The 12,524-nt window shown below is 44.2% G+C and carries 11 protein-coding genes; 1 reads left to right on the top strand and 10 read right to left on the bottom strand.

Going from position 1 to position 12,524, the window contains the following annotated elements; all coding sequences use genetic code 11:
• Window positions 1-15 precede the first annotated feature (15 nt).
• From ACG3M1_RS09545 to ACG3M1_RS09505, 9 genes are all read right to left on the bottom strand, one after another.
• Window positions 16-1,518 (bottom strand): TrkH family potassium uptake protein, encoded by a 1,503-nt coding sequence (locus tag ACG3M1_RS09545; protein WP_395815355.1) that lies wholly within the window; start codon window positions 1,516-1,518, stop codon window positions 16-18.
• A complete protein-coding gene (locus tag ACG3M1_RS09540) occupies window positions 1,515-2,186 on the bottom strand; it encodes a potassium channel family protein (RefSeq protein WP_395815353.1) in 672 nt (223 codons plus the stop codon). Before ACG3M1_RS09540 ends, ACG3M1_RS09545 begins: the two co-directional genes overlap by 4 nt.
• Window positions 2,183-2,632: a potassium channel family protein gene (locus tag ACG3M1_RS09535; RefSeq protein WP_008819502.1), complete on the bottom strand. Its 450-nt coding sequence runs from the start codon at window positions 2,630-2,632 to the stop codon at window positions 2,183-2,185. The genes ACG3M1_RS09540 and ACG3M1_RS09535 overlap by 4 nt, the downstream gene beginning before the upstream one ends.
• A 404-nt stretch (window positions 2,633-3,036) precedes the next feature.
• Window positions 3,037-4,146, bottom strand: coding sequence for an alanine dehydrogenase (gene ald, locus ACG3M1_RS09530; RefSeq protein ID WP_074747966.1), 1,110 nt, complete (start codon window positions 4,144-4,146; stop codon window positions 3,037-3,039).
• 394 nt (window positions 4,147-4,540) lie between these two features.
• Window positions 4,541-5,308: a nucleoside phosphorylase gene (locus ACG3M1_RS09525; protein ID WP_074747963.1), complete on the bottom strand. Its 768-nt coding sequence runs from the start codon at window positions 5,306-5,308 to the stop codon at window positions 4,541-4,543.
• 65 nt (window positions 5,309-5,373) lie between these two features.
• A complete protein-coding gene (locus ACG3M1_RS09520; protein WP_009587490.1) occupies window positions 5,374-5,736 on the bottom strand; it encodes a YkvA family protein in 363 nt (120 codons plus the stop codon).
• A gap of 615 nt (window positions 5,737-6,351) precedes the next feature.
• Window positions 6,352-8,259 carry a DUF4118 domain-containing protein gene (locus tag ACG3M1_RS09515; RefSeq protein ID WP_008819506.1) on the bottom strand — a complete coding sequence of 636 codons (1,908 nt, stop codon included), beginning with the start codon at window positions 8,257-8,259 and terminating at the stop codon, window positions 6,352-6,354.
• Between the two features lie 193 nt (window positions 8,260-8,452).
• Window positions 8,453-9,070 (bottom strand): hypothetical protein, encoded by a 618-nt coding sequence (locus ACG3M1_RS09510; protein ID WP_065532445.1) that lies wholly within the window; start codon window positions 9,068-9,070, stop codon window positions 8,453-8,455.
• A gap of 625 nt (window positions 9,071-9,695) precedes the next feature.
• Window positions 9,696-10,526 (bottom strand): sialate O-acetylesterase, encoded by an 831-nt coding sequence (locus ACG3M1_RS09505; protein WP_009269355.1) that lies wholly within the window; start codon window positions 10,524-10,526, stop codon window positions 9,696-9,698.
• 375 nt (window positions 10,527-10,901) lie between these two features.
• On the opposite strand from ACG3M1_RS09505, the gene ACG3M1_RS09500 reads away from it, so the two are divergent.
• On the top strand, window positions 10,902-11,708 hold the full coding sequence (locus tag ACG3M1_RS09500; RefSeq protein ID WP_009269356.1) for a Cof-type HAD-IIB family hydrolase: 807 nt from the start codon (window positions 10,902-10,904) through the stop codon (window positions 11,706-11,708).
• Window positions 11,709-12,035: 327 nt separating this feature from the next.
• Here the strand turns inward: ACG3M1_RS09500 and ACG3M1_RS09495 are convergent, their stop codons facing one another.
• On the bottom strand, window positions 12,036-12,521 hold the full coding sequence (locus tag ACG3M1_RS09495) for a VOC family protein (RefSeq protein WP_002608518.1): 486 nt from the start codon (window positions 12,519-12,521) through the stop codon (window positions 12,036-12,038).
• Window positions 12,522-12,524 lie beyond the last annotated feature (3 nt).

The raw sequence follows: 12,524 nt of genomic DNA, 5'->3' as shown, positions 1-12,524 counted from the left end.
CAATTATAGCAGATTTCATGCCGTTTTCCTACGCCTTACACAGCTGCGGATATCTTTTCCCAGCCTAGCTGCCGCAAGCAGTACAACATAGATTTCCAGCCTGCCGATAAACATTCCAATCGTTCCTGTCCACAGGACAAGAGAAGGTGCATCACAGGTCATGATGCCAGCGGAAAGTCCAACGGTGCCAAGTGCACTGGAGAATTCAAACATGCTGTATGCAAGCGGATGACCATAGCAGCACAGGATAAAGCTTCCCAGAAGAAACAAACAGAAATACAGTACTACATACAGCCCCATTTGCGAAAGCTCGGTAGGACTGATAGCCTCCTTTTTATCAACACGGTTGATTTTATGGGAACGAATCACATTTCCGCAACGCAGTTGACTTTCTATATTCCACCAGATGCCCTTGCATAGCGCATAGATGCGATACTGCTTGATTCCGCCTGCAGTTGATCCGATGCCTCCACCGATCAGCTGCAGTACAATCAATAAAAGCAGAGCTGCGGAGGGCAGCGTCACAAACGTGTCCACCGTTTGAAAGCCGGTTGTCGTTAATGCGGATACGACTTGAAACAATGCAGTTCGCAGCGCATGCGGCAGGGCGGTCCCCATACCCGCGCATAACAGGAATCCCAAAACCGGTACAGCCAGTGCAATCACAAGAAAGGAAAAACGAATTTCACAATACTGAAAGAAATTTCTCAGCTTACCGCGAATCAGAAACAAATGCGCCAGAAAATTGATATTGCCAAGCAGCATCAATACGATTGTAATCATTTCAATCCAGATATTATCATAATATCCGATACTCTGTGCATGTGAGGAGAAGCCGCCCGTTGATAAGGCTCCGATGGAATGAATCAGTGCATCAAACAGCGGCATACCAAACAGACAATACAATGCGACTCCGGACAGGATGTAACACAGATACATCGTCAGTATGATGCGTGCGGATTTTAACAGGTTGGGAAGAAGGTGGTCATTGTGACCCTCAGCCGCATACAGGCGCATGCCATACGTGTCGGATAAGACGGAAAGCATGACCAGCACAAGTCCGATACCTCCGAAAAACAGAATGGTGCTGCGGTGCATCAGAAACAGGTGAGAGGTATGCTCCACATCAACAACGCTCAACCCCGTGGTGCTCCAGGCACTGGTTGTTTCAAAAACCGCCTGCGTGAACGTATAGTTACCACTCAACAGAAAGGGCAATGCACAGATCATGATTGCCAGAATCCAGCAGGTCACAACGATAACGGCGTCCTGATTGCGCTGGAGCCGTCCTGTTTCTCTTCCCCGGATATTATAGAATAGCAGATAGCCAAGCAGAATGCTTCCGATACCGGGCAGAATGAAGTACTTCGCCTCGTACGCCTCCTCTGGATACCATAATAACGTGAGCAGCGGCAGCAGTACAATGCCTCCAATCAGCATCAGCAGAACCCCGATATAGCCCAGCATCAGCCCAAATCCGGTTACCTCATGCTGTTTCAGTAGCAGCCTTTCTTTCATGATGCCAACCCTTGCGCTGTCAACATATCGAGCACACACTCCTGCAAAGCAGTGGGGCAAAGAAGCAGCAGCTTGTCATGCTCCTGCAGCACGGTTTCTCCATTTGGTACGATCATATCCACATTGCGCAGGATACAGCAGATGATAACGTTTTTTGGCAGGGACAGCTCCTTCAGCTTTTTGTTTACTACCGCACACTTTCCGGTCAGCAGCAGCTCGCTCAACACGATATTTTCCTGCTCTATAGACAGTGAGTTGACCAGATTCTCGATGGTGCTTGCCTGTTCAATAATCTTTGCAATCGTATACGTTGCGGATATGGCCGTATTTACACCGAGCTTTTTGAAGACAGAAACATTTCTGGGATTGGAAACGGTTGCCACTGCCCGTTTCACATGGAATATTTTTTTTGCAGTCTGACAGATTGCCAGATTATCCGGATCACCGGGGCGAAGTGCTATGAGAATGTCCGCATGATCGATTTCCGCCTCCTCCAGCACATACCGCTTGCAGGGATTTCCCACAACGACCGGGATATTATATTTTTCAGAAAGATACCGGCAATATGCTTCCTCATCGTTGATTACTGTTACCTCGTGCTTCTTTTCCAGCAAAGATCCGATTAAAAAATCCGCCTTGCTGCGTCCTCCGGCTACAACGATTTTCATAAAACAGCTGCTCCTTTTAATGCAATATGGCTGATTTGTTCAAATTCCTGTACGGAAAGCCGTGCAGGATAAATTGCTCGAATGGAGGTCTGCTCCAGCAGCTTTTCCTTGTCGGGATCATTCAATCGGATATACACCTGCTCAATATGATAAATTGTTGCGGCAATCTGGGCAATCATGCAGTTGGTATTGTCATTGTCCGTTGCCACCAGCACAATATTGCAATGGCTGATATCACAGGCTTCCAGCACATTCACATCCGCAGCATCCCCTTCGATTTCAAACCCCTGAAAGCTGTCAGAAAGACGCCTGAAGGCACTTTTTTGTTTATCTATCACCAGTATATCATACCCCGCCTCACTCAATGCCGCAGCCAGGCAGGCTCCAAATCTTCCACAGCCTGCAACCAGCACCTTCTGATTTCTAAATTGATTTCTTGTAAACATAGTAAACACCTCTTACCTTTTTCTTCCCACCCCTATAGTAACAGGTTGCATATAAAGACAGTGTAAGCAAATCACAGCCAATGTTAAGAACGTATAAAGACTGCATTAAGAGTGATGGTATTTCCGTTAAGAATATAAAGATTTTGCAGCTTTTCTGTTAAGGAATCATATAGAGAACAGCATACATATGAAAATTGTTAACTTTTTTAAAGAAGTGCAATGCAATTTACGATAGAAATTCATGAAACAATACATACTGTCCTTTCCTCCCCAAATAAAAAAAGAATCCAAATCCCACCTGATTTGAATTCTTATGCTATCTGTATCTGATAAGGAAGGCTGACGAACAGCCTTAAGCAAAGCCATTCTCAACATGCATGATACTTGTTTTATCCTTTCTGTGCCTACAGCAGCTCCATGGGATCAGCATACGGCAGCTGCAGAGCATCACTGACTCCCTGACAGGTGATATGCCCCTTGCATGTATTCAATCCAGCAAGGAAGCCTGCATCCTCCTTCAAAGCATCCACACCCTTTTCCGCAAGCTTTAAGATATACGGCAGCGTTGCATTGGAAAGAGCCATCGTTGAGGTACGAGGTACCGCACCCGGCATATTAGCCACAGAATAATGCATAACACCATAGCGTTCAAAATACGGATCATCATGTGTTGTAATATGATCGCTTGTTTCAATGCATCCACCCTGATCAATCGCCACATCGACGATCGCACTTCCCGGCTTCATTGTTTTGACCATATCCTCGGTCACGATTTTCGGTGCCTTTGCGCCCGGTACAAGCACTGCCCCGATAACGAGGTCCGCTGTGCGCAGCGCTCTGCGCAGATTATATTCATTATTGTAGGCTGTATGAATCGTTCCTCCAGAAATATCATCAATATAGCCCATACGATCGGCACTGATATCGAAGATTGTTACGATTGCGCCTAGGCCGCAGGCAATCTTTGCCGCGTTGAGACCAACGGTACCTCCGCCGATCACCACAACCTCGGCAGGGAATACACCGGGAACTCCCCCCAGCAGCAACCCGCGTCCGCCGTTGTTTTTCTGCAGCATTGTTGCTCCGACCTGAACCGCCATGCGCCCCGCTACCTCACTCATCGGTGTCAGCAGCGGAAGTCCGCCTTTTCTGTCACGTACTGTTTCATAGGCAATGGAGGTTGTCTTTGATTCCAGCAATGCATTCGCAAAGGCTTCATCATTCGCGATATGCAGATACGTGAAAACCAGCTGATCCTTACGCAGATAATGATATTCCTGTGGCAGATATTCCTTGACCTTCACAATCAGATCAGCCAAAGCAAATACTTCATCGGCCGCTTTGATCTGTGCACCGGCCTCTTCATATTCCTTATCCAAAAAGCCGCTTCCTGCTCCGGCATTTGTTTCCACATACACCTCATGTCCTGCCTTGCACAATGCAAATACACCCGCAGGTGTACAGGATACACGATTTTCATTGTTTTTTATTTCTTTAGGGATTCCAATCTTCATAATGATTCACACTCCTTATGTGCTTCATTATAACACTTTTTGGTAAAGGTTTCCATGCTCAGTCTTCCTGAATCACAAAGTTTTCTGTAACATTTTTCATAAATTGTAAAAATGACCACCCTTTTTCTCATACTGTTTTTGCTTCATTAACAGTGTTATGTATACGTGTTTTATGAATTCTACATCAATAACAGCTACTGCCTTTAAAAGGAGGACGCCGCAGTTATCTTTGCCACGCCTTTCTCACAAACATCATCAATCGAAGGAAAAACAGATAACTGCATATCTATCTGACAGCTAAATGATGAAAGCTATGAAAGAGTGTTGACCGCTAGGATATGTAAATATGATGTACAGCAATTAGTCATTATTACATTCCATATAACAACCACGTTTACTCACTTGCAAGCTGCAGAGACAGCTGCATTGCGATATCGACAATATTCTTCTTTACTTCGATGTTTTCAGCATTTCCCAGACTTCGTTTATCCCATTGCTTTTGATCGAGATTATCTGCTGTATAAAAAAACTGTGCTATCCTTTTCCTGCGAAATTGAGCAAGGGCAGCCAATGCCGAGCACTCCATATCCACACAGGTATAACCGGCCGCCTTCATCCGTTCAACCTTATTCCTCGTTTCACGATAAAACCCATCTGTAGTCCATATCTTTGCTTCCCGATAAGCGATCGCATGTGTTTGAAAGAATTGCTTCATCTGAGTATGCGTATTTACATTGACTGCGATCGTCTGACTTGCCTGTGCATAATGAAAGCTTGTTCCTTCATCACGATAGGCAAGCGTTGGAAGGAGGATTACACAGTCCTTGATTGATGAATCCAGCACACCACAGGTACCAAAAACAACGATACTTTCTATTCCGAGGGCAAATAATTCCTCATATTCATTCACTGCAGCACTGGCTCCAGTTCCACTCATAAACAGCGCAATACGATGACTTTCAATTTTGCACACATAAATTGGTTTATCACCATTGGTTGTATGCAGATAATCATAAACCTGCGCTTGGTATTTTTCTATTGCATATGCAATCAGATTATGTGCGAAGCAGGTTACAGCTACCTTTGGACAATCCGCTCTTCTTTTTACAATATCCCACGGGTTGATCACCGCTTCCTGTGTATCCTCAAACCTAGTGTACATCCTTCACTTCTCCTTTTTCATTTACAGGTAACCGATATATTTCTATATCAAGGCCAGAAGCCATCCTAGAGCACCGCTTTAACAATTAGGCAGATCATCAGCAGCCATATGACGACAATCGGAACCGCATAATACCATTTTCTTTGCTTCTTCTCCTGTATTTCTTCGCATAGCCAACGATTTCGCTCCCAGATTTCATCGGGGATCAGTTTACAGGTCAATACAATCAGTGCCGGTAACAGGATCACATCATCCAGCAAGCCAAGCACCGGTATAAAATCAGGTATCAAATCAATCGGAGAAAGTGCATAAACCGCCGTCATAGCCGCAAGTGCCTTCGCTAACACCGGCGTATCCCTATCCTTCCATACCAGATAGATAATCGGCAAATCCTGCTTCAGCTGTCTTGCCCTTTTTTTCAAAATCATGCGTAACGAATTCTCTTTCAATATCCTTCACCCTGCCTTACACTTCTTCGTGATTACCTCCACAGTACTCCTACTGCCTGTAAACCTTTGCGTATCAAATCCTGACTCATTCAGCGCTCAGCACACCCGAACGCAAGCATACAGCTTACGGATTTTTTTTCGCATACTTTCGCATCAATTCTATAAGCTGCCCCCCCTGCTGCTTTTCATGCAATGTCATGTCTGTAAGATACAATCTTCCGAAAACATAAGCCCCTAGGCAAGCTTGGGACCATTTTGGAAAATCACAGTGCCGCAATATAGACATTCATCTCACTGTAAAATATACTGCATCCCCTTATTATGCACATCGGTATCAACACGGATCACATGTACAGCTACCGCCTCCTATGCAATATAGCGGCATTCCATGCCTATTATATCATTCAAGGCAAGCTGCGTCATGCGTTTTCCATGCTTTCCGCAAGTTCAAAGCAAAGCAAGGACTTATGTGCAGGAATTCAGCAAAATCCCGGATATAAAAAAGGAAGTTTTTTTTAAACCTCCTCTTTCCTGCCTTCCAAAAGCGATAAACCGACAACCGATTTTTCGTTCTGTTGCCCTGTTAATTACATATTAGCGATTCACTCTTCTGTGATTCTGCTTGCGCATGGAATCCATTGCCAAAGCAATCTCATTCAGCATGGTTGCCAGCATACTGCGCTCAAACGGTGACAATACCTCCTTTTGCTGCAGGGCGATTCCGACCACAGCATAAATCCGATCTTTCTTCCGGATCGAATAATACAGGGCCTTTGCATACGGCAGCGTACTGGTTGAAACACCGGCCTTGCGATTGTTTTTTAACACCCATTGTGCAACTGCCCGCTCATTCTCAGTTAGATATTTCTGTTCCTCTTCTTCATTTAAATGTTCATGATAAATGATCGGCTCCTGCAGGGTTTTATTCCTTACACTGTAAATGATGATGGTACGGTTCAGCAGCTTATACAGCTGCCGGACTGCCTCCTCACCCAGCTGTGCCATATTCTCTGCCAGCTGCAGCTGCTGGGAGGTCTCCAGCAGCAGCTCCATGCGATGTGCCTGCATGGCATTTACCTTGAGCTGCATGCGCATTGTCCGAGTCAGGGTACTAATGATAAAGGAAACGATAAACAGGACGGCGAAGGTCATTGCATATGCCGGATCATATGCCTCCATGGAAAAGCGGGGTGCTGTGAAAAAGAAATTGAATACGGCAACAATCAGCAGAGAAACACCCAGTCCGTAAACACGGGAGCTGGTGTTATAGGAAATCAGAACGATTGCCAAAAGATAGACCATGATGATGTTTGCTTCCGGAAGCTGAAAATGGTACATGAGCAAATTGATCCCGGTCGCTCCCAGAAACAGGAGTACCGTAAACATGAAGTCGCGATGACGGAATACATGGGCATGTGTAAGCCTATGCCGTTTCCTTTTCACAGGCTCCACATTTGCGTCCGGAATGATATAGATTTCAAGGTCGGGAGCCAGCAGAGTGAGCTGATCGATCAGGGTTCTCGCACGGGAGTGCGGACGGGGGGAGGAACGGCCGATAACAATCTTGGAAACTCCGCTGATTTTGGCATATTCACTGATTTGCTGTGCAATATTCTCTCCTGCAACAGATACGATATTTGCATGAAAATGCTGCGCCAGACGGCGGTTTTGTTCCAGCTGTTCCAAATCCTCGCGACAAAGCGGCTCCTCGTTTACATTTTCAACATACAGTGCCGTGAACTCTGCGAAAAAAGCACTTGCCATGCGTGCGGCGGTACGGATGACCAATGCATTGCTGCGGGACGGGCTAAGACAGAGAAGGATATGCTCCCGTGTGGACTTGCGATCCTTTAAACTGACCCGCTTATTCACCCGGTCTGCACAACGGCGCAAGGCTATTTCACGCAGTGCGATAAGATTATCTCTCACAAAAAAATTATGCATCGCCTTCTGTGCGGCAGTCTTATGGTAGATTTTCCCCCTTTTCAGACGTTCAAGCAGCTCATCCGGTTCAATATCCACCAGCTCCACCTGATCTGCTTCATCAAATACAGCATCCGGAATACGCTCCTGTACCTGTACTCTGGTGATACCTGCAACCACATCCTGCAGACTTTCCAAATGCTGTACATTCACAGTCGTATACACATCAATTCCTGCATGCAGCAGCTCCTGTATATCGCTGTAGCGCTTGGGATGCCGGGCCCCCTGTACATTCGTATGCGCAAGCTCGTCAACCAGTATCAGCTGCGGATGCCGCTGCAATGCCTGATCCAAATCAAATTCCTCCAGCGTAATCCCATGATACATAATCGCTTTTAACGCTATACACTCCAGTCCCTGCATCAATGCAATCGTATCTAATCGATCATGCTTTTCGATGTAGCCGATAACCACATCCATGCCTTCCCGCCTCCGCTCATGAGCAGCCTCCAGCATGGCATAGGTTTTTCCCACGCCTGCACAATATCCGAAGAATATTTTCAATTTACCCTGTTTCATTGCCATCACCCTGAATCAGTATAACAGCGATTGCAGAGGTACTTTAGCCTATATATATCATATTTATGAAACAGGTACTTATCTTTATGAAATCCAAACAGCAGCTTACCGTTTTTAATACCTTCTTATAAAAAGCAGAGTATAATGTTTCACACATCCAGTGCCTTAAGAAAAAAAGGACAGTGTGCAGAAGCTAACCTTCCCTGCCCTCCTCACGATCTGTATGCAGCATTTCCTTCATCCATTTTGTTTCATAATAGGTGGAGGGATTCAGCTGACGGTATTTTTCAATTTTAGATAATTCTTTCAGATTACCATAATGCTCCATAAACATCTGTTTGGCCGTTTTCATATTTTCCTGATATGCATGATTTGCCTGCATTGAAATCTTTAAAAAGCCAAGGACAGTCCCCAGTAAAACACCTGTTGCACAGGCCAGCCAGATATTCTCATATTTGCGTAAAAGCAGCTGACTCATGGAGAACAGATATAGGAGAATCGCGATTCCAAAGTTGACAAGATAGCCGGTTACAGGAGAAATACGGCGACGAAACGGATAACCGTAAAAAATATAATGATCATCACCCAATATGTAAAAGGGACCAATTTTACGCGTTGGTTTATAAGACTCCACACCATTTACGATGAAATGCAGTGACAGAAAACCGCGTACTAAATAAGCAAGCCCGAGATTCAAGACAAAAGCCAGGGCATTTTGTACGATGATCGCACATACAGCACTATGCAGTAGGATAATGAATAGAAAATACCGTTTATTCAACAATGCACCTGCTTCCCATAGCCGTTTCATAATGTTATCGCCTTCCTTCCACATTGTTTCTTCACATCACGATAAGCCTCCCTTTATATATATTCCTTCATAAACAGTGCTGAATTCATTCCTTCACCGCCTGTTCAATCCAACTAGAATCAGAAATCAGTATCGCTCTTTTCTTTTTCGGTATTTCAAACCTGAAAATGCTGATAGCTGCTGTTTGCCCCTTATTCAAAAATGAACAGGATACACCATCATGAAAAGCAAAAGATAAAATAGCATGTAAGCTTGTTCCTTGACAATCTCAAAGAGGAAACGCCTTCTTTTACCTGCCTGCTTTATTTTCTCATTTTTTTAGATAGCTGTGATACCGCATATCCTTTAACAATTAACAGGCAGAAGTCCAGTCAATCAGATCACTGGCAGTATCAAAGGGCTGCTGTGCAATTGGCTATACGTTTCCTCCCAGCAGACTCTACACCAATACCACAAAGACTGCTTAACTGTTTCAGTCGTTTTGTTTCTGGAATCGCCGAACCGACAAAGGAAATCACCCCTCACGCCAGCTTATCTAATGTCTTGCAGCCACCTCCGTGGCGGATCATATCGTGGGTTTGTGAGGTTTTCAGCTTATTTCCTACATAAACTGGAAGTTATGTCTCTACTTTAAAAATTTCAACACTTCTTCCATGGAACTTTTTCCTAATGTAAATTGTTCTAGTGTTATGTATCTTTTTTCTGCTATAGTGTATTCTCTTTCACACAATTCCTTTACCATGTTCGCTTCATTATCTAATGGCTCTACAACATTTGATTTGGTCTGGTAAGCTTTGAAATACCTAATACCCAGTATTCTCTGAGACTCTGCATTGATATGGATACCATCTGGATTAGGATATAATTTTTCCCCTGTTACAAAATAACAATTTCTGTTATATTCTGCGTATTTGAGTAATTCCTGGTTAATCAAGTCATACTCTACGCAGCTTCTTCCAAATCCAGACTTACCTAAATAATCTCCCAAACCGCCAGCAATGAACGGAACTTCCAAAGCTTCCAGTTCTTTTCTGAACGAATTAACTAAAACATTAAGTTTTTGATAATAATTTTTGTATTTTCCGCTATGACTGTCGCTTTCTCCTTGATGCCACAAAATTGCAATCAACTCACTGTTTTCCATGGCGAATTTTGCCTCACTGACTGCATGGCGAAATAGAGCACCTTCCTTATTCCATTCATCGATGGAACTGCCTCCTTCCGCACAAGGGATAAGTCCGATTTGTTCATTTTTATTTGCGTTGCACCATGCCTGTGCAAATGACGCCGCCGGTCCAACACCGGAAACTGACCGGTCAAAGTGGATAGGTTCTGCCATCATTTGCCATCTGCCATTTCTTAGCATGAAAATATTTTCATTATATATTGGCGTAGCCTCGTTTAAAAATCCACGCCCTGCCATATTTGATTGTCCTATTAGTAAAACTGATTTCATTTCTAAATTCCTCTCATTTTCAATTATATTTTTGTCATTATATCATTTCCCTTAAGCATTGTCATTTCATTTCTGACTTAAAAAAATTATGTATCCTTCTTGATTTGTAAAGAGCACAAAAGCATTGCTTACGCATCAAGCCCATTTCAGGTTTCCCTGCATTGCATTTGTTATCACGATATCCTTCATCCTCATCGCCTCATCGTATGACTATACTAAACAGGAATGCAGGAGGAAATGCTATCCATGCAGGGTAGCATTTTGTCAACCGAACATAACAAAGAATACACAGTCATCATGCGGATATAACAATAGACCTGCTTTGTCATCTTTTCCTTTATCTTATTTTATGGTATGATTCCCGCAGGTGATGATATGAAATATAAACTGATTGTTAGTGATTTGGACGGAACGCTGTTAAACGGGCAGAAGTTTGTAAGCAATATAAATAAGGAAGCCATTCGCAAAGCAAAGGAACAGGGAATGTCCTTTGCGATTGCCAGTGGAAGGCCGCTGTATCCGATTCTCTCCCTCATCAAGCAATGGGAAATGGAGGAGCTTGTGGATTATGTACTCGGTATGAACGGCGGGTGCATTTATGATAAAGCAAAGGATGCACAGAAAAACTTTTATACCATAGACGGAGAACTGTTAAAGCATATTATGGATCAATATCGGGATATGCCGGTGCGCTTCTGGATTTTTGAAAAGGAAAAGCGCTATGTGAACAAGGGAACTGAAGCAACCCGTGCAAAGGCTGCCTTATATCACGAGGATGAACAGATCACAGATTTGTATGCGCTCTGTAATCAGCCTAGACAGAAGCTGATTGTGGAATGTCAGCCGGAGGATATGGATATGGTGGAACAGCGTGCAAGAAAGCTTAATCTTTCAACCTGTGCAGCCTTTCGTTCCGATCCCACCCTGTTTGAATTCGTGGATAAGCGGGTGAATAAGGCCAGCGGGCTTCGTCACCTGTGTGCGGATATCGGGATTACCATGGATGAGGTGCTTGCCTTTGGTGATACAAGCAATGACAACGAAATGTTAAAGGAAGTCGGACACGGCGTATGGATGAGCAACGGCACCATGGATACCTTTGCCCATGCGGACGCCCAGACAATTTCCAACGAAGAGGACGGTGTAGCCTGGTATCTGGAAAAGCATATTCTAGCCAGATAATGATTGCCGCGGTCCAACGCTTGTATTCCTGTGATTATGTAACAGAGGTTACGAAAAAGCCGGTGCGGCAGGTGATATTTCCTGCAGGTATCGGCTTTTTGTTTTCTTTTTTTGTCATTTTCATCGTTCATTTATTTATACACTTCTGTTTCCCTCATGCAGCTGACCCCTATGTATCTGCGTTTATGTATCCTTTTTCTTTCAGCTATTCACTATGTCCTGTGCTCTATTTCCTGCATTTGGGTTATCAGCAATACGCAATCCTGAGCTTTCGAACGAGCTTTGATTTTCTTATGCAAAAAAGACTGCCGCAGGACAGCCTTCATATTATGAATTTTTTTCGTGCCTTTTCAGCATGCGGTTCACCATGCGTTCAGACAACCCCATTTTCTCAGATATCTGCGAGGGGCTCATCCCCTGCTGTGTGAAGCGGCTGACGACAACAGGCAGTGGTTCACTGACTTCGATGATATGCATGTCCGGATCGTAAAAGCGAATGCCTCTTTGTCCCCAGTCATGCTCCTTTACAGGATGAAGCAGTTTGGTATCCGTTCGACTGTTTAACAGCTTTACAAAAGCGTCCAGATCCTCACATTCCAGATAAATCTCCGCATCATTGCCGCCGTAATGAATATCCGAGGGCTGCTTCTCCAGAAAACCACTCCAGCTTTCTCTCGTCTGAAAGGATATACCTCCCGTCATCGTGAAGTTTGTACCAAAATCCTGTATCACGCGCAGACCGCACACCTCCTTATAAAAAGCGATCGTGCGTTCTTTATCATCTACTGCATATAAGCTTCCCATGTATTTCATACA

The organism is Clostridium sp. 10cd* (genome assembly GCF_044336395.1).
GTDB lineage: Bacteria > Bacillota_I > Bacilli_A > Erysipelotrichales > Erysipelotrichaceae > Clostridium_AQ > Clostridium_AQ innocuum.
The sequence above is the reverse complement of the archived record's forward strand: the minus strand, read 5'-3'. Positions and strand labels throughout refer to the sequence as shown.

Bases quoted from the DNA above. Each gene is read 5' to 3' on its own strand.
- ACG3M1_RS09505 (WP_009269355.1), bottom strand. From the start codon at position 10,526: ATGAAATCAGTTTTACTAATAGGACAATCAAATATGGCAGGGCGTGGA.
- ACG3M1_RS09515 (WP_008819506.1), bottom strand. From the start codon at position 8,259: ATGAAACAGGGTAAATTGAAAATATTCTTCGGATATTGTGCAGGCGTG.
- ald (WP_074747966.1), bottom strand. From the start codon at position 4,146: ATGAAGATTGGAATCCCTAAAGAAATAAAAAACAATGAAAATCGTGTA.
- ACG3M1_RS09545 (WP_395815355.1), bottom strand. From the start codon at position 1,518: ATGAAAGAAAGGCTGCTACTGAAACAGCATGAGGTAACCGGATTTGGG.
- ACG3M1_RS09510 (WP_065532445.1), bottom strand. From the start codon at position 9,070: ATGAAACGGCTATGGGAAGCAGGTGCATTGTTGAATAAACGGTATTTT.
- ACG3M1_RS09495 (WP_002608518.1), bottom strand. From the start codon at position 12,521: ATGAAATACATGGGAAGCTTATATGCAGTAGATGATAAAGAACGCACG.
- ACG3M1_RS09525 (WP_074747963.1), bottom strand. From the start codon at position 5,308: ATGTACACTAGGTTTGAGGATACACAGGAAGCGGTGATCAACCCGTGG.
- ACG3M1_RS09520 (WP_009587490.1), bottom strand. From the start codon at position 5,736: ATGATTTTGAAAAAAAGGGCAAGACAGCTGAAGCAGGATTTGCCGATT.
- ACG3M1_RS09500 (WP_009269356.1), top strand. From the start codon at position 10,902: ATGAAATATAAACTGATTGTTAGTGATTTGGACGGAACGCTGTTAAAC.
- ACG3M1_RS09535 (WP_008819502.1), bottom strand. From the start codon at position 2,632: ATGTTTACAAGAAATCAATTTAGAAATCAGAAGGTGCTGGTTGCAGGC.
- ACG3M1_RS09540 (WP_395815353.1), bottom strand. From the start codon at position 2,186: ATGAAAATCGTTGTAGCCGGAGGACGCAGCAAGGCGGATTTTTTAATC.